The organism is Actinomycetota bacterium (assembly GCA_005888325.1).
GTDB lineage: Bacteria > Actinomycetota > Acidimicrobiia > Acidimicrobiales > AC-14 > AC-14.
The window spans coordinates 15,323-31,311 of sequence record VAWU01000069.1; the positions used below are offsets into that span (position 1 = coordinate 15,323).

Sequence of the window (15,989 nt, forward strand, 5' to 3'; positions counted from 1 at the left end):
GGTCAGCTGCTCTCGGCGTCGTCGCGCCGGGAGACGTCGTGGTCGCTGCCGGTCAGGTCGATCACGGCGTTGGGGTCGCGAGCGACGGGCTCGGCCCGCTTGCGGAGGCCGAGCTCGCCGAGCAGTGACCCGTTCTGCCACCGAAGGGACTCGTTCGCCTCGATCAAGCGGGTGTTCTGGTCGATCAGGCCGCGCGCGGTGCGCGAGAGGCCCCGGTAGCGGACGACGTTGTAGAGCCACGCGACCCAACCCAGGCTGAGCAGGGCGATGAGAACGTCGGTGCGGGCCATGGTTGTGCACCCGCTATGCAACGCCGGTTGGCCCCCGATCGCAACGACCCCGAGCTGCTCGTCGTTATCGAACACGATGCGCGAGAACTGGCGGGGTCAACGCCCCCGGAACGTGGCCTTCCCCAGGCTCTTGTCGAGGAACGCGGCCACTCCGGCTTTGGCGTCGTCGGTGCGGAAGACGTCGGTGAACAGGTCGTGCTCGATCTCGAGACCGGCCGCGAGGCTCGTCTCGAGGCCGTCGTCGATCGCCCGCTTGGCGAACGCGAGCGCCATCGACGGCCCGCGCGCGAGCTCGGCGGCCAACGCCAGCGTCTCGTCGAGGACGTCGGCCGCAGGGACCACCCTGTCGACCAGGCCGATGCGCAGGGCCTCGTCGGCCGGCACCTGTCGACCCGTGAAGATGAGGTCCTTGGCGCGCGACGGCCCCACGAGACGAGCGAGCCGCTGAGTAGCACCCCCGCCGGGGATGATGCCGAGCAGGATCTCCGGCTGGCCGAGCTTCGCGTCGTCCGCGGCCACGCGCAGGTCGCACGCGAGCGCGAGCTCGCACCCGCCGCCGAGCGCGTAGCCGTTGACCGCGGCGATGACGGGACGCGGGATGCCGGCCACCAGGTCGAGCGCCTCGCGGAAGTGACCACCCACCACTGCGGCTTCCTCCGGCCCACCGAACTCGGTGATGTCGGCGCCGGCGGCGAAGATGCGTTCGCCGCCGGTGATCACGACCGCGCCGGGCGGCTCGGTGGCGAGCGCGCGCGCCGCGGCGGCCAGCTCCTCCAGCATCGCGCGGGAGAGCGCGTTGGCGGGTGGTCGATCGAGCCGCAGCACAGTCACCCCGTCGGCGCGCGGTTCGACGTTCACGAGCTCGCGGTCGACGGGCATGGCGCCGACGCTACCTTGTCACTCGCTCGGTCGGTCGCCCGGTCTGTCGCTCGTCAGTCGACGACCCCGTCGAGGAGCTCGTCGGCCGCCTGCCACGGGTCGAGCCGGCGCTCCTGCAGCGCGCGCAACAGGCGGTCGTGCTCAGGCCCCGCGCAAGCTGCGTAGGCACGCTCCTCGAGGCGACGCACGACGATCTCGCGGAGCTCGTCTTCGAGACGCCGAGCGCGCCGCGTCTCGAGCTGTCCGTGCGCCTCGAGATGGGCGCGGTGGTCGCGCACGGTCTTCCACAGCTCGCCCACCCCCTCCCCCGTCGTCGCGACGGTGCGCACGACGGGAGGGCGCCACACCGCGGCGTCGCCGCGCTCGGCCGCGGCGGCGAGCGCTTCGTTCATCTCGAGCATGTTCCTCAGGTCGCGCTCCAGCTCGTGCACTCCCGCCCGGTCGGCCTTGTTGATGACGAACAGGTCGGCCACCTCGAGCAGACCCGCCTTGTTGGCCTGCACGCTGTCGCCTGTGCCGGGCGTGAGCACGACGACCGTCGTGTCGGCCCGCTCGACGATCTCGAACTCGACCTGGCCCACACCGACCGTCTCGACCAGCACCCACAGTCGCCCGCACGCGTCGAGCACGCGGATGGCCTCGGGGGTGGCGAGCGACAGGCCGCCGAGGTGGCCGCGCGACGCCATGGAGCGGATGAACACGCCTGGATCGAGGGCGTGGTCCTGCATGCGCACGCGATCACCCAGGAACGCGCCGCCCGAGAACGGAGACGACGGGTCGACCGCGAGCACGCCCACCTCGTCGCCGGCCGAACGCACCTCGCCGATGAGCCCGTCGGTGAGGGTGGACTTGCCCGCCCCGGGCGCTCCGGTGATGCCGACGGTGTACGCATTGCCCGTGCGCGGAAACGTGAGCCGGCCCACCTCGCGCGCGGCCGCGCCGCCCTCCTCGACGAGAGAGATCAGACGGGCGACCGCGAGCCGGTCGCCGCCCGTCGCCGCGTCGAACAGCTCTTTCGGGTCGCGCCGGCGCAAGTCGTCAGAACGCGTCGCCGCCGACGGCGTTCACCGTCGTGACGCCGGGCACGCGATCGCGCAGGATGCGCTCGATCCCCGCCTTCAGCGTCATCGTCGCGGCCGGGCAGCTTCCGCACGCCCCCACCAGCTCGACGTCGACGACGCCTGTGTCCTCGTCGACCTCGACCAGCGCGATGTCGCCGCCATCGGCCTGAAGGGCCGGGCGGATGGCGTCGATCGCCGCGAGCAGCTCCGTCTTCATGGGCCTATCCTCCCACGGGCGGGAACGCCTGGATCACGGAGTCGATTCCCGCACGTCGGCGCCGAGCGATCGCAGCTTGCCCGCGAAGTCCTCGTAGCCGCGGGCGATGTGGTTGGCGTCGGACACCACCGTCTCGCCGTCCGCACCGAGGGCGGCGACCACGAGCGCGGCTCCGGCTCGGATGTCGGGTGCCCGCACCGGCGCGCCCGAGAGGCGCTCTCGTCCCCGCACGACCGCGTGGTGGCCCTCGGTGCGTATGTCCGCGCCCATCCGGGCCAGCTCGTCGATGTAGCGGAAGCGGCCCGCGAACAGGTTCTCGCTCACGATGCCGACACCGTCGGCGAGGGCCAGTAGGGCAACGAAGAACGGCTTGTAGTCGGTGGCGATGCCCGGGTACGGGAGGGTGGCGACGTCGACCGAGCGCAGTCGACGGGTGCGCTGCGCCCACACGCCTTCGCTCGCCGGCGAGATCCGCATGCCCATGTCGCCCAGCTTCTGGACGACCATGTCCATGTGGTCGGGGCGCGCGCCCTCGATGGTGATCTCGCCACCGGCCGCCCCCACCGCCGCGAGGAACGTCCCCGCCTCGATCCGGTCGGGAACGACCGTGTGCTCGACCGGATGCAGCCCCTCGACGCCCTCGACCTCGATGGTCGACGAGCCCGCGCCCAACACCTGCGCGCCCATGCGGTTGAGGAACGCGGCCAGGTCGGCGATCTCGGGCTCGCGGGCGGCGTTGTCGATGAGCGTGGTGCCCTTGGCGCGCACCGCGGCCATGAGGATGTTCTCGGTCGCGCCCACGCTCGGGAACTCGAGCACGATCCGGCTGCCCGTCAGCTGGTCGCACCGGGCCTCGACGTAACCGTGGGCGCTCGTGAACTCGACGCCCAGGGCTTCGAGGCCGCGCTGGTGCATGTCGATGGGTCGCGGCCCGAAGTCGTCGCCCCCCGGGAGCGCGACGCGGGCCTGGCCGCAGCGGGTCAGCAGGGGACCGAGGACCACGATCGACGCGCGCATCTGCTCGACCAGCTCGTACGGCGCCTCGGGAACGATGTCGGGGCCGACCCGGATGCGCAGGTCGTGCTCGGCCGACCGGTGCACGTCGACGCCCATCGACACGAGCAGATCGCTCATGATCTCGACATCGATGATGCGCGGCACGTTGCGCAGGGTGAACTCACCCTCCGCCATGAGGGTGGCCGCCATCAGCTTGAGGACGGAGTTCTTCGCCCCCTCGATCGGCACGGTGCCCTCGAGGGGCCGGCCCGGGCGCACGACCAACCGCTCCACGGGGTCAGTCTGCCCGCGTCTGGCGCTGCCGCTCCTGTGCGATGAGCACGCCCAGCCCGAGGGCGATGCCGATGAGGGCGACGCCCACGACCTCGGCCAGCGATCTGCCCGTGCGGGCGAGCTCGCCCTTGGCGGCCGGCGGGGTGAGGACCTCACCGAGCACGACCACGGTGCTCGAGGTCGAGCTCGTCGTGCTGACCGCCGGCGAGATGCTGGTGCTCGTCGACGTGGTCGTCGGGCTCTCCGTGGTCGGCGTGGTCGGGCTGACCGACGGGGTGGTGGTGCTCGTCGAGGTGGTGGTGCTCGTCGTCGTGGTCGTGGGGCTCTCCGTGGTCGGCGTGGTCGGGCTGACCGACGGGGTGGTGGTGCTCGTCGACGTGGTCGTGGGGCCCGACGGGGGCGGCGGCGTGGGCTGGCACTCGTGCTCGCCGCCCACGATGCTGTCGACGTTGCGGCCCGGGACCCGCAGGTCGAGCTGACGGAAGCACTCGGGCGGGGGCGCGGCGATCGTCCACTCATAGTGGCCGGGCGCGACGTTGTCGTGGCCGATGCGGTCGAGGAAGACCTGGGGTTGCTCGCCGTTGGGGCCCGCCGCGAACCAGCTGAGCACCGACACCTCCTCGCAGGTCGAGGGCACGTCGAAGACGCCGGTGACGGTGGTGCCGTGGTCGACGAGCCGGCCGGTGACGCCGTCGCAGGACCCACCGGAGCCCGCCTCAGCGCCGGCCGCTCCCCACAGGGTGAGGGCGACACCTACGTGGAAGGCCAAGGCCGCGGCGGCCAGGCGCCGGGCGTTGCGGGAGCGTTCCATGGGAGCGACCTTAGGCCCCGGGGGCGGGCGCTCAGGGGACCCCCACCCGTCGCTAGGGTCGCCGTGATGCGCCGGCGCCTGGTGACGCGGACGACCCTCGACCGGGCCGGTGTCGAGGCGGCGCGACAACCGCGCCATCAGCCCGTGCTGGAGACGCGCGTGGGCGACGACGTCTTCGACGCGCTGGAGGGCGCGGTGTCGTCGTACCGGCGCACCGTCACGGTTGCACCCGACGCCGATGGCGGCGGTGAGGTCACCGAGACGGTCGAGTTCCAGCTCGCGGTTCCCTACTTCGCGTGGCTCGTGCGCAAGCCGTTCGAGTCGGCGATGCGCCGGCCCGACACTGCGAGGCCGTGGTGGATGCCACCCGAGCGCCTCGACGCGCGCGCCGCTGCGATGCTCGGCACGCTCGCCGCGATCGCAATCGTGTTCGGCTACCTCAACACGCTGTTCACGCAGACGATCGCATTCGCGGGCGAGGAGTTCGGTGCGAACAACGGCGCGCAGGGACTGGCCGGGAGCTTCGTGCGCCTCGGTGGCCTCATCGCGCTCGGGCTGCTGGCCCTGTCCGATCGCCGCGGCCGTCGCGCCGTCCTGCTGGGCGCGGTCGCCGGCGGTTGCATCTTCGCGGCGACCGGCGCGCTCAGCCCGTCGCTCGCATGGCTCGCCATCACCCAGGTGTTGGCGCGTGGCTGCGCGGTGGCGGTGCTCGTCGTGGCGAGCATCATCACCGTCGAGGAGATGCCCGCCGGCTCACGCGCCTGGGCGATCAGCCTCCTGGCGATGGCGGCCGGCTTCGGCGCGGGCGTGTGCGTGGCGGCGCTGCGACTGGCGGACCTCGGTGAGCACGGCTGGCGGCTGCTGTACGTGCTCCCCCTCGGGGCACTGCCGCTCCTCCGGGGCATCGCCCGACGCCTGCCCGAGACCCGCCGCTTCGAGCGTCCCCACGTCGAGGTGCAGGTACGGGGCCACGGCACCCGGCTGTGGCTGCTCGGCGCGTCCGGCTTCCTGTCCAATCTGTTCGTCGCACCCAACGCGCAGTTCAACAACCGCTTCCTCCGCGACGAGCGCCACTACTCAGGGGGTGCGATCGCGCTTCTGTCGCTCGGCGCCGGCACACCCGGCGTGATCGGCATCGTCGTCGGCGGACGGCTGGCAGACGTGCGGGGGCGGCGCATGGTGGCCGCGGTGTCGCTCGTCCTCGGCACGGTGTGCAATGTGGCCTTCTACTTCGTCGGCGGTTGGGGTCTGTGGCTTTGGGCCGTGCTCGGCGCGGTGATCGTCGACGCGCAGATCCCCGCGCTGGCGGTGTACGGCCCCGAGCTGTTCCCGACGTCGCTCCGGGGTCGGGCCAACGGGATCATCACCATCACGTCCCTCGCGGGCAGCGCGGTCGGTCTCGCCGCGGCCGGCGCCCTGGCCGACCACCTCGGACGCATCGGGCCGGCGCTGGCGTTACTCGGCATCGGCCCGCTCGTGCTCGCGCTGCTGGTCGTCGTCGCCTACCCGGAAACCGCCGGGCTCGAGCTGGAGGAGATCAACCCCGAGGACGCCCACCCCCCGCTTCCTTGAACACGCGGAAAGGCGCCCGTCGCCGTTGACGGGCGCCTTCCGCCGGGTTGTGTCGGATCAGTAACCGCTGGGCGCGGCGGCAGGAGTGGACGTGGTGCCGATGGTCACGACGTGCCACACGTTGCCGAAGCCGTCGCCGTTGGTGTCGCCGGGCTTGCTGTCACCCGAGAAGCGATAGAGCGGATGGCCGTTGTCGGCGACCTGCCGTCCGCCGTCGGGCCGGGCGATGACGGAGAGCGGGCGCGGCGGCGCCGGCCTCGAGGAGCAGCGGCGGCCAGGTCATGGCGCACGCGCCGGCGCAGTTGCTCACGGCGCTCTTGTCCTTGTCGAAGCGGTAGAGCGTCATGCCGTTCGCGTCGACGAGGACCTCGCCCTTGTCGGACTTCGCCACCGCGACGGTCGGCGGGGGTGCCTGCGGAGTCGCAGCCCGCGCGGTGGGCCCGGGGTTGCTCTTCGCGGTGCTCTTCGTGTTGCCGCTCGTCGCGTTGTAGTTGGTCTTGCCGCACGCAGCCAGCGCGAGCACCAACGCGAACCCCGACACCACGATCATCTGCTTTCTCATCGGTCTGTCCTCTCTCCGTTTGTCGAGTAGCAGGTCTCACTACGGGAGCGGACGGACGCGAGGTTCAGGTGACCTATGGCACAGAGACCAGCACCTTCGGGCCGGTGCGTTGCGGGTTGCCGTCGTCGGGCTCGAGGGTCACGCCCATCCGCGGGAACGCCTTCGCGCGCGCCGCCGACATCATCTCGAACGTGTACCTGTCGGCGTCCGGCACTTCGAACGTGCCGACAGAGACCCGGTTGGGCTTGGCGAGCGTGTCGCCGTCACCGACGAACCAGCACTCGTAGTAGAAGCCGGCCGGCGCGGGCGGCAGTCCGTCCACCTCGAGCTGGACCACGCGACCCTGCGCCGTGCTCCGCACCTTCGCTTCGGCCCTCGCCGTCGTGCCGTTGGCCGAGATGAGCCGGATGGTCGTGCCGCCGCCTTCTCCGGACCCGCTCACGAGGTTGGCGACCAGACCGACGGCACCCGCGACGATGAGGAAGCCGGCCGCCACCGCCAGCATGCGTTGCAGTCCGGTGCCGACACGTCGGGCGCGGGGGGCTCGACCGTCGGCCGGCGCACCCGCGCCACGACGTGCCTCGTCCTCGATGCGGGCGAAGGTACGGGCTTCGAGGTCGACCGGCACGTCCACGTGTGGCGCGGCGCGGGCGAGGAGCGCGGGGAGATCCGACAGCTCGGCGACCTCCTCCGCGCAGTCGGGGCAATCGCGGAGGTGAGCGGCAAAGGCCTGCGACGCATCGGGATCCAGCGCATCGAGCACGTAGCCCGCGAGATCCGGGTGCGGCACGGGATGGTCAGCCATCGACGGCACGCTCCTCGAGCGCGAGCTTCAGCGCCCGCAACGCGTGATACGTACGGGTCTTCACCGTGCCGAGCGGGATGCCGAGCCGCTCCGCGATCTCGCTCTGCTTGAGGTCGCGGTCGTAGCTCAGCTCGAGCACCTCGCGTTGGGCATCGGAGAGCGAGTCGAGCGCGTCGCGCACGGTGAGCTGCACGATCACACGCTCGACCGCATCGGGCCCGGGCGCTTCGTCGGCGCTCTCGGCGAACGGCCGCGACGACGGCCGGCGCCAGAGGTCGATGGCGAGGCGACGGGCGATGGTGAAGATGAACGTGCTCGGCGCACCTCTCCCGCGGTCGTAGCGGTCGGCGGAGCGCCACAGCCGGAGGAACGTCTCCTGCACCATCTCCTCGGCCAGGCCCGCGTCACCGAGGAGACGGAGCCCGAGCCCGTAGAGCCGGCCTTCGTAGCGGTGATAGAGCTCCTTGAGCGGCGCGCCGCGGTCACCGGCCGCCACCGCGTCCAGCAGCTCGGCCTCCCGCGCCGCCGCGGCGTCGGCCGCGCGGTCGTCCGGGCGCTCCACGGGTCGAAGCTTTTCACCTTTGCTCCCAGTCGGGCTCCTCGATCACCTTCTACGGAGCTCGCGACCCCAAGGTTCACCGGCGCGTGCCGGCTCGACCGCACCGAGGGCGCGCCGCGCCGCCCGCGATCGTCGCCCGCGCGCCACCCGGTACGCTTCCCGCTCCATGACTGCGGAACCGGCGCCGGCCACCGGCTGGGAGCCCGATGCCCCGGTCGACGACACGATCGTCCGGCAGGCGCTGCTCAACTTCGCAGCCATGAACGAGCACATCGTGGCGGTCACGGGTGGCCGGGTTCGTCGCCACACGCACGTGTCGATGACCGACGCGGGGTCACGCTGCGCCTTCCTCAACGCCGCCACGCTGCTACAACCACTTCTTCCCGGCGACGACACCGCGCTCGACGCGATCGACGAGTTCTACGGCAACACGTCCGAAGGCGCGGTCACGGTCTGGAGCCCGTGGCCGACGCCGGACCTGCGCGCGCTCGGGTGGCAGCTCGAGGGCCATCCTCCATTGATGATGCGGCCACCGGGCGGCGCCGCGCCCGACCCTCCGGCCGACCTGCGCGTCGACGAGGTGGCCGGCGCGGGCGCGCTCGACGGCTTCGCGCAGGTGCTCGTCGACGGCTTCCCCATCCCCGAGCTGCAACCGTTTCGGGCGGGGTCCTTCTTCGACGAACGGGTGCTCGGGGCCGGGCTCCGGCTCTGGGTCGGCGAGGCGGCCGACCGGCCGGTGGCGACCGCCGCCGCGTACGTGGCCGGTGGCGTGCTCGGCGTGAACTTCGTGGCCACGCTCCCCCACGAGCGGCGACGGGGCTACGGCGAGGCCGTGACGTGGCAGGCGACGATGGCCGAGCCCGACCTGCCGGCGGTGCTCCTGGCGAGCGACCCCGGGCGTCCGATCTACGCGCGCATGGGCTACCTGCCCGTCACCCGGTTCTCGCTCTGGGTCCGCCCGTCAAAGCGCGAGTAACCAGGCGCGAACCGCTTCGCTCACCTCGGCGTCGCGCCTGCGGAGGCCATGGTCGCCACCGTCGATCCAGACGTGGGTGACAGGTCCGGGGATCGTGGCCGTGGCCGCCTCCAACTCGGCGGGTGTGCCGAACGAGTCACGCGTGCCCGACACGAACAGGCACGGCACCTGCAGCGCGGGAAGGTGCTCGGTGCGCGCCCGTTCGGGCTTGCCGGGCGGGTGCAGCGGATAGGCGATCAGCACGAGCGCACGCGCGGGAAGTCCTTCCGCGACGGCCATCGAGCACATGCGCCCTCCCATGGAACGCCCGCCGAGGGCGATCCTCTCCGGTGGCAGGCCCGTGCGCGCCGCCAGCTCGGCCGCGCCCCGGCGCACGGCCTCGATCAGCACCGGTGCCCGGTCGGGTGCCTTGCGTCCGGCGCGCCGGTAGGGGAAGTCCATGCGCTCGACCGCGTAACCGTGAACCACGAGGGCGGCTTCGATGGCGACGAGCGACGACTGGTCGCGATCGTGGCCGGCGCCCGGTGTGATCAGGAGCGCCTGCTCGGGGCGGGCGGTCATGTCAGGAGGATGCGACGCGCCTGCGTGAGCTCGACGACGCGCTGGCCCGCGCCGTCGGTCTCCGCGCCGTGGTCGGGGTGGACCTCGCGGATGAGGGAGCGGAAGCGCCGGCGCACGTCTTCGGGCTCGGGCTCGGTGTCGGGCCCGAACCCCAGGACCTGCAGCGCCCAGCGCGCGTCGGTGGGAAACCGCCGCCACGACGCCGGGCCCGCGTAGGTGGGGTCGGTGAGCCACGCGACCAGCTCGGGGCCGATGTGGCCGTCCCAGCGCATGGCCCGGCGCACGGTGTCGAACACGACGGCGCGGGTGGAGGAGTGGATGCGACCCGCCGCGTAGACCGCGCCGAGGATCTGGGGGACGGGCGCGCCGTGATCGTCGATCTCGAACGTCACCTGCTCGCCGCGGCCCACCAGCTTGTGGCGGCTGCGGTCGAGCCCGACCACGTCGGTCTGGAACCGGTGGCGCAGCCGGGGCTGCGCGATCCGGCGGCCGGCCTCGAGGTCGTCGAGCAGCCGCAGCAGGGCGACGAGCATGTCGTCGTCGATGGCGTCGAGGTGGGCGGCGACGATGCCGCCCAGCAGCACGCCACCGAACCCGGGCGGCGGGTCGGTCGGGAGCCAGTGGAGGCCGAGCGCGACCCGGCGGGTGGGCGCAACCGCACGCGAGTGGCGGATCTCGAGCTCGGCCAGCAGCATGTCAGACGTACTGCCGCAAGAGGTCGCGCAGGGCTCGTGCGTGCTGCTCGACCAGCTCCGGTCCCGCGCCGTCGAGCTCGTCGACGAGCCACGCCGCCATCGTCCGGATGCGTTCCCACACCGTCACCTCGAACCCGTACGGGAGCGGCAGGCCGTCGACGGCGGTCGCCGTCTCCTCGAACTGGGCCCGCACCACGAGGTCGTCGGCATCGTGCGCGAGACGGTCGGCGGCCACGAACAGCTCGCCGAGCGTCTCCATCTCGTCGATGTCGGCCTCGCCCTCGTCGACGACCGGGCTCAGCTCGACGCCGGCGAGGTCGTCGAAGAGGTGGTCGATGAGGTAGTCGACGCGAGCTTCGTGCTCGAGGCGGACCGTGAGCTCGCGGTCGCGCAGGACGCCCGGCACCCCTTGGCGGCCGAGCGCCCATTCCAGGGTGTCGACCTGATCGGGATCCCACTCGCTCAGGTCGTAGACGACGGTGTCGTCGACAGTCGCGGTGTCGTCGTTGTCGGTGTCGGTTTCGCTGTCGCTGACGGTGTCGGCGTCGGCGTCGGTGTCAGCCAAGGTGCCGTCGTCGGCGGCGGTCGGCTCCTCGGGCATCACGTCCTCCTCAGCAGCACGTGTCGCCGCAAGAAGGACTCGGTGCGCGTTAGCTCGTCCTCCACCGTCTCGGGCCGCAGCCAGCCGTGGCCCTCGTCGTCGTACAGCTGCAGCCCGACGGTACGCCCGAGATCGCGCAACCGGTCGGCGATCGCCTGCGACTGGGCCGGCGGCACGACCTTGTCGGCGCGACCCTGCAGGATCAACAGAGGAGCTTCGATGCGGTCGGCCACGTGCACAGGTGAGCGGTCACGGTAGCGGTCCGCGGTCTCGGGCAAGGGCCCGACGATGCCGCGCAGGTAGTGCGCCTCGAAGCGGTGGGTCGTCTCGTCCAGGTCGAAGAGGTCGGCCACGCCGAAGAGGTCGACGCCCGCGGCGCACAGCTGCGGGTGACGCGCGAGCAGGAGGAGCACGGTGAAGCCGCCGGCGGAGCCACCGATCGGCACCATCCGGCGAGGGTCGCACCAGCCGCGCTCCGCCGCGGCACGCATGCCCGCGGCGGTGTCCTCCACGTCGAGCACGCCCCACTGGCCTTGGAGGCACTGCGCGTACGCACGGCCCCAACCGGTCGAGCCCCGGTGGTCGGGCACGAGCACGGCCCAGCCCCGGTCGACGAAGTAGGCGATGCGCGGGACGAACGCCGCCGGCCACTGGCCCGTCGGACCACCGTGCACCCAGACGAGCAGCGGCGGAGGCGTGTCCCCGCTCCCGGCCGCTGAGGCCGTGCCCCCGCTCCCGGCCGCTGAGGCCGTGGGCCGGTAGAGGCGGCCGTGCACCTCGGTGCCGTCGTCCGCCGGCCAGTTGACGAGCTCCGGCTCGACCAGGCCGGCCGCCTCAAATCCCGCGACCGGGCCCCGCGCCAGCTCGACGCGCGCGCCGGTCGCCGGGTCGATGCTGACGACCTGCGCTGGCGTCGCCGCGCCACTTCGCACACACGCGATGCGCGCGCCGACCCACGACAGGCCACCGTGCACACCGCGCGACAGCTCGCGCACGTCGCCGCCCGCGACATCGAGCACGCACAGCCGGCCGAACCCGTGCTCGTTGCGGCAGAACGCGATCTGGCGCCCGTCGGGTGACCACGCGAACGACCGTTGCCCCGGTCCCCACGACGGATCGCCGTGCTCGGCGCCCTCCTTCACGAGCGGGCGGGCGCCGGTGCCGTCACCATCGGCCCGCCAGAGGTTGAGCCACCCGTCGGCGTCACAGAGGAACGCGAGCTGCGATCCGTCGGGTGAGAAGCGGGGCTGCTGCACGGACACGCCCTCGCCTCCCGCGACCGTGACCGAACCACCGCGGCCGTCCGCGGCGCGAAGCACGATGCGGCTCTCGTCCCACGGCATCGAGGGAACGTCCCATTCGTGCCACGCGACGAGCGTCGAGTCTGGCGACCACACGGGGTCGAAGCAGAAGTCGGCCCCCGTCGAGACGCGTTGCGGCCACGGGCCCTCGGCCGCGAGCGACGCGACTCCGATGTCGCGGGCGTCGAACATGTATGCCACACGCGTACCGTCCGGCGAGACGGCGGGCGCGGCCACGGGACCGTGCTCGACGACGCGGCGCGGCGGTCCGCCCGCTGCGTCGATGAGGTAGAGCCCGCCATCGGTCGATGCGTAGACGAACCCGTTGCCGTCAGGCGTCCAGTCGAACGCGCCACCCCCGTAGGCGGCAGCCGGTGTGACCGGTGGGTCTGCGGTCACCACCAGCTCGGCCCCTCCGTCCGCAGGCACCACGACGAGCTGACCGCGAGTCGCCTGGTTGGCGAGGAACGCGACCCGGCTCCCGTCCGGCGCGAGCCGGGGCTCGGCGAGCACGCGCCCGCGTGCGCACATCGCCGCGGTGATGCGCGGGTGCGTCAACCGATGGCGCTGACGCGACCGACCTCGCGCGTCGCCTGCTCGAGGGCGTCGATGCGATCGCGGAGGTCCTGGGCCCGGCGGGTGGCGAAGTCGTCGTGCTCCCACAACCGGCCGAGCGACAGGAGGCGGGCGGCGAGGCGCTCGACCTCGTCGACCTCCCACGCGGCGAGATGCGCGTTGTGGGCGCGGTGGTGCTCGACGACGTGCGCATCGACGTCGGCGGCGTGACGCGCCAGCTGGTCGGCTGCGTTGGTGAGCGCGGGCCAGGTGCGCCGGGCCCGCCGCCCACGCGGGAGTGCCTCGTCGACAGTGGCCACGCACCGACGCAGGCGCCGGTGCAAGCGGGCGGCGAGGAAGGGCGACCAGAGCCAGCTCAGCGGAGCGAGGGTCGGCAGCTGGGGGTTGACCCGGTGGCGCCGGCGCACCCACCGCCTCAGCAGCACGGAGCCGATCGCGGCGATCAGAACGGTGGTGACGGCGAGCAGGGTCACGGCCATCAGCAGCGACTTCACCGGGGTGATCCTAGCCGCGGGTCAGATGACGGGGTCCTCGGTCCAGCGCCCGAAGACCGACGCCAGCGCGTCGACGATCTCGCCGGCGGTGGCGTACACGCGCACGGCGTCGAGGATGGCCGGCATGAGGTTGGCATCCGCCTCGCGTGCCACCGCGCGGACGCCGACGAGCGCGGTGCGCACCGCGTCGTCGCTCCGCTCCGCCTTCACGGTGTCGAGCCGCTTGAGCTGACGGTCCTCGACGTCGTGGCCGATGTGGAGGATGTCGAGGGGGTCGCCGTCGGACTCGGTGAAGCGGTTGACGCCGACGATCACCCGCTGCCCCGTGTTGACCTTCTTCTCCAGCTGATAGGCCGCATCGGCGATCTCGCCCTGGAACCACCCGTTCTCGATGCCCGCGTAGACGCCTTCGAGGATCGAGCCTCCGCCGAGCTCGTCGAGATGGGCGAAGACCGCTTCCGCCCGCCGCTCCATCTCGTCGGTGAGCGCCTCGACGAACCACGAGCCGCCCAGCGGATCGGCCACCAACGGCACACCGGTCTCGTGGGCGATGACCTGCTGGGTGCGCAGCGCGATGCGCGCCGCCCGCTCGGTGGGCAGCGCGAGCACCTCGTCCATCGAGTTGGTGTGCAGGCTCTGGGTGCCGCCGAGCACCCCCGCCAGCGCCTCGATCGCGGTCCGCACGATGTTGACCTCGGGCTGCTGGGCGGTGAGGGACACCCCCGCGGTCTGCGTGTGGAAACGGCACTGCAACGAGCGAGGGTTGACGGCGCCGTAGCGCTCCTTCATCCAGCGGGCCCAGATGCGACGGGCGGCGCGGTACTTGGCGATCTCCTCGAAGAAGTCGATGTGGGCGTTGAAGAAGAACGAGAGGCGCGGCGCGAAGTCGTCGACATCGAGACCGACGGCGCGCACGGCCTCGACGTAGCCGAAGCCGTTGGCCAGGGTGAAGGCCAGCTCCTGGGCGGCGGTCGAGCCCGCTTCGCGGATGTGGTAACCGGAGATGGAGACGGGATGCCATTTGGGCATCTCGGCCGTGCAGAACCGGATCATGTCGGTGACGATCCGCATCGACGGGCGGGGCGGGAAGATGAACTCCTTCTGCGCCTGGTACTCCTTCAGGATGTCGTTCTGGATGGTGCCGCCGAGATCGGCGCGTGCCGTGCCGTTCTTCTCGGCGACCGCGACGTACATCGCCAGGAGCATGGCGGCCGGCGAGTTGATCGTCATCGACGTGGTGACCACACCGAGGTCGATTCCCGCGAAGAGGTCCTCCATGTCCGCGAGGGTGTCGATGGCCACGCCGCACCGGCCGACCTCGCCGAGCGCGTGCGGGTCGTCCGAGTCGCGGCCCATCAGCGTGGGCAGGTCGAACGCCGTCGAGAGACCATCGCCTCCGACACGGAGGATCTCGCGGAAGCGGGCGTTGGTGTCGTCGGCCGTGCCGAAGCCCGCGAACATGCGCATCGTCCAGAGCTTCGAGCGGTACATCGACGCGTACGGTCCCCGCGTGTACGGGTACTGGCCGGGGAACTCGCCGTCGTCGGGCCCGTAGACGGGGTCGAGAGGAACCCCCGACATCGTCTCCGCGATGACATCTCGCGTCGCGGCCGCCTCGAACGCCGCCCGCCACTCTTCGCGCGCGGACGGCGCTTCGCTTCGGTCCTCGGTCATGCCTCCAGTATGGTCCGGGCATGAGCGGAGAGAGGCAGGCGCCCGATCGCAACCTCGCCCTCGAGCTGGCCAGAGTCACCGAAGCGGCCGCGCTGGCATCGGGACGCTGGGTTGGTCGGGGCGACAAGGAGGGCGCAGACGGCGCCGCGGTCGACGCCATGCGGTTGGTGCTGCAGAGCGTGTCGATGGACGGCGTGGTGGTGATCGGCGAAGGCGAGAAGGACGAGGCGCCGATGCTGTTCAACGGCGAGGAGATCGGCACCGGTGATCCACCGATGACCGACATCGCCGTCGACCCGATCGACGGCACCACGCTGACGTCGCTCGGACGGGGCAACGCGCTGTCGGTCATCGCGGTGAGCGAACGCGGCACGATGTTCAACCCCGGGCCGTGCGTGTACATGGAGAAGATCGCGGTCGGGCCGGAGGCCGCAGGCGTCGTCGACCTCACCCGCTCGCCCACCGAGAACCTCAGAGCCGTAGCCGACGCCAAGGGCGAGTCGGTCCAGGACGTCACCGCGGTCATCCTCGACCGCGATCGCCACGCCGACCTCATCGCCGAGGTGCGCGCCGCCGGCGCGCGTCTGCGCCTCATCCCCGACGGCGACGTGGCCGGCGCCATCTCGACCGCGTGGCCCGACTCGGGCGCCGACATCCTCTTCGGCATCGGAGGCACGCCCGAAGGCGTCATCGCCGCGGCCGCGCTCAAGTGCATGGGCGGTCAGCTGCAGGGCCGGCTCTGGCCGCGCAACGACAAGGAGCGCAAGCTCGCCGTCGACGCCGGCTACGACCTCGACCAGGTGCTCGACACCGACGACCTGGTGGCGGGCGACAACTGCTTCTTCGCGGCCACTGGCATCACCGACGGCGAGCTGCTCCGAGGCGTGCACTACGACAGCCGGGGCGCCACCACGCAGTCACTCGTGATGCGGTCACGCTCGGGCACGGTGCGCAGGATCGACGCCCGCCACCGCCTCGTCAAGCTGCGCGAGTACGCGTCGGTCGAGTTCGGCTAGAAGCCGCCGTTCTTGTCGTACGAAACCGTCCTCGTGACGGCTAGCTACG

17 protein-coding genes and 1 pseudogene are annotated in these 15,989 nt (G+C 72.0%); 4 read left to right on the forward strand and 14 right to left on the reverse strand.

What is annotated here, in order from left to right; genetic code table 11:
* Positions 1–2: 2 nt before the first annotated feature.
* The 5 genes from E6G06_20615 to murA all read right to left on the reverse strand — a co-directional run bounded on the left by E6G06_20615 (position 3) and on the right by murA (position 3,737).
* On the reverse strand, positions 3–290 hold the full coding sequence (locus E6G06_20615; GenBank protein TML86450.1) for a hypothetical protein: 288 nt from the start codon (positions 288–290) through the stop codon (positions 3–5).
* A 96-nt stretch (positions 291–386) separates the two neighbouring features.
* Positions 387–1,169: an enoyl-CoA hydratase/isomerase family protein gene (locus tag E6G06_20620; protein TML86451.1), complete on the reverse strand. Its 783-nt coding sequence runs from the start codon at positions 1,167–1,169 to the stop codon at positions 387–389.
* Positions 1,170–1,222: 53 nt separating this feature from the next.
* Entirely contained in the window at positions 1,223–2,203 is a 981-nt protein-coding gene (meaB, locus tag E6G06_20625) for a methylmalonyl Co-A mutase-associated GTPase MeaB (GenBank protein TML86452.1), read from the reverse strand.
* Between the two features lie 4 nt (positions 2,204–2,207).
* A complete protein-coding gene (locus E6G06_20630) occupies positions 2,208–2,447 on the reverse strand; it encodes a NifU family protein (protein ID TML86453.1) in 240 nt (79 codons plus the stop codon).
* A gap of 33 nt (positions 2,448–2,480) precedes the next feature.
* The gene (gene murA / locus E6G06_20635) at positions 2,481–3,737 is read right to left on the reverse strand and encodes a UDP-N-acetylglucosamine 1-carboxyvinyltransferase (GenBank protein TML86454.1); all 1,257 of its coding nucleotides are present in this window, start codon (positions 3,735–3,737) and stop codon (positions 2,481–2,483) included.
* 170 nt (positions 3,738–3,907) lie between these two features.
* Between murA and E6G06_20640 the strand changes: the two genes are divergently transcribed.
* The gene (locus E6G06_20640; protein TML86455.1) at positions 3,908–4,216 is read left to right on the forward strand and encodes a hypothetical protein; all 309 of its coding nucleotides are present in this window, start codon (positions 3,908–3,910) and stop codon (positions 4,214–4,216) included.
* A 398-nt stretch (positions 4,217–4,614) separates the two neighbouring features.
* Complete coding sequence (locus E6G06_20645; GenBank protein TML86456.1) at positions 4,615–6,120, forward strand: MFS transporter; 1,506 nt, start codon at positions 4,615–4,617, stop codon at positions 6,118–6,120.
* A 57-nt stretch (positions 6,121–6,177) separates the two neighbouring features.
* On the opposite strand, the pseudogene E6G06_20650 reads toward E6G06_20645, so the two are convergent.
* From E6G06_20650 to E6G06_20660, 3 genes and pseudogenes are all read right to left on the reverse strand, one after another.
* A pseudogene (locus tag E6G06_20650) lies at positions 6,178–6,670 on the reverse strand (hypothetical protein).
* Between the two features lie 85 nt (positions 6,671–6,755).
* Complete coding sequence (locus E6G06_20655; GenBank protein ID TML86457.1) at positions 6,756–7,487, reverse strand: hypothetical protein; 732 nt, start codon at positions 7,485–7,487, stop codon at positions 6,756–6,758.
* Positions 7,480–8,049, reverse strand: a complete 570-nt coding sequence (locus tag E6G06_20660; GenBank protein TML86458.1) for a sigma-70 family RNA polymerase sigma factor — start codon at positions 8,047–8,049, stop codon at positions 7,480–7,482. The genes E6G06_20655 and E6G06_20660 overlap by 8 nt, the downstream gene beginning before the upstream one ends.
* A gap of 163 nt (positions 8,050–8,212) precedes the next feature.
* Between E6G06_20660 and E6G06_20665 the strand changes: the two genes are divergently transcribed.
* The gene (locus E6G06_20665) at positions 8,213–9,022 is read left to right on the forward strand and encodes a GNAT family N-acetyltransferase (GenBank protein ID TML86459.1); all 810 of its coding nucleotides are present in this window, start codon (positions 8,213–8,215) and stop codon (positions 9,020–9,022) included.
* Here the strand turns inward: E6G06_20665 and E6G06_20670 are convergent.
* From E6G06_20670 to E6G06_20695, 6 genes are read right to left on the reverse strand one after another with little or no spacing between them, the layout of a single operon-like run.
* Positions 9,008–9,583 (reverse strand): dienelactone hydrolase, encoded by a 576-nt coding sequence (locus tag E6G06_20670; protein ID TML86460.1) that lies wholly within the window; start codon positions 9,581–9,583, stop codon positions 9,008–9,010. The two genes, E6G06_20665 and E6G06_20670, sit on opposite strands and share 15 nt — an antisense overlap.
* Positions 9,580–10,278: a J domain-containing protein gene (locus E6G06_20675; GenBank protein ID TML86461.1), complete on the reverse strand. Its 699-nt coding sequence runs from the start codon at positions 10,276–10,278 to the stop codon at positions 9,580–9,582. The genes E6G06_20670 and E6G06_20675 overlap by 4 nt, the downstream gene beginning before the upstream one ends.
* A gap of 1 nt (position 10,279) precedes the next feature.
* Positions 10,280–10,879 (reverse strand): hypothetical protein, encoded by a 600-nt coding sequence (locus E6G06_20680; GenBank protein ID TML86462.1) that lies wholly within the window; start codon positions 10,877–10,879, stop codon positions 10,280–10,282.
* Positions 10,879–12,738 carry a S9 family peptidase gene (locus E6G06_20685; protein TML86463.1) on the reverse strand — a complete coding sequence of 620 codons (1,860 nt, stop codon included), beginning with the start codon at positions 12,736–12,738 and terminating at the stop codon, positions 10,879–10,881. Before E6G06_20685 ends, E6G06_20680 begins: the two co-directional genes overlap by 1 nt.
* Entirely contained in the window at positions 12,735–13,250 is a 516-nt protein-coding gene (locus tag E6G06_20690) for a hypothetical protein (GenBank protein ID TML86464.1), read from the reverse strand. Before E6G06_20690 ends, E6G06_20685 begins: the two co-directional genes overlap by 4 nt.
* Positions 13,251–13,271: 21 nt before the next feature.
* Complete coding sequence (locus tag E6G06_20695) at positions 13,272–14,924, reverse strand: methylmalonyl-CoA mutase (GenBank protein ID TML86465.1); 1,653 nt, start codon at positions 14,922–14,924, stop codon at positions 13,272–13,274.
* 20 nt (positions 14,925–14,944) lie between these two features.
* Between E6G06_20695 and glpX the strand changes: the two genes are divergently transcribed.
* Positions 14,945–15,940 (forward strand): class II fructose-bisphosphatase, encoded by a 996-nt coding sequence (gene glpX, locus E6G06_20700; protein ID TML86466.1) that lies wholly within the window; start codon positions 14,945–14,947, stop codon positions 15,938–15,940.
* The last annotated feature ends 49 nt before the right edge of the window (positions 15,941–15,989 follow it).

Bases quoted from the DNA above. Each gene is read 5' to 3' on its own strand.
- E6G06_20645 (TML86456.1), top strand. From the start codon at position 4,615: ATGCGCCGGCGCCTGGTGACGCGGACGACCCTCGACCGGGCCGGTGTC.
- E6G06_20680 (TML86462.1), bottom strand. From the start codon at position 10,879: ATGCCCGAGGAGCCGACCGCCGCCGACGACGGCACCTTGGCTGACACC.
- E6G06_20675 (TML86461.1), bottom strand. From the start codon at position 10,278: ATGCTGCTGGCCGAGCTCGAGATCCGCCACTCGCGTGCGGTTGCGCCC.
- E6G06_20655 (TML86457.1), bottom strand. From the start codon at position 7,487: ATGGCTGACCATCCCGTGCCGCACCCGGATCTCGCGGGCTACGTGCTC.
- E6G06_20665 (TML86459.1), top strand. From the start codon at position 8,213: ATGACTGCGGAACCGGCGCCGGCCACCGGCTGGGAGCCCGATGCCCCG.
- E6G06_20670 (TML86460.1), bottom strand. From the start codon at position 9,583: ATGACCGCCCGCCCCGAGCAGGCGCTCCTGATCACACCGGGCGCCGGC.
- E6G06_20695 (TML86465.1), bottom strand. From the start codon at position 14,924: ATGACCGAGGACCGAAGCGAAGCGCCGTCCGCGCGCGAAGAGTGGCGG.
- E6G06_20620 (TML86451.1), bottom strand. From the start codon at position 1,169: ATGCCCGTCGACCGCGAGCTCGTGAACGTCGAACCGCGCGCCGACGGG.
- glpX (TML86466.1), top strand. From the start codon at position 14,945: ATGAGCGGAGAGAGGCAGGCGCCCGATCGCAACCTCGCCCTCGAGCTG.
- E6G06_20615 (TML86450.1), bottom strand. From the start codon at position 290: ATGGCCCGCACCGACGTTCTCATCGCCCTGCTCAGCCTGGGTTGGGTC.
- E6G06_20630 (TML86453.1), bottom strand. From the start codon at position 2,447: ATGAAGACGGAGCTGCTCGCGGCGATCGACGCCATCCGCCCGGCCCTT.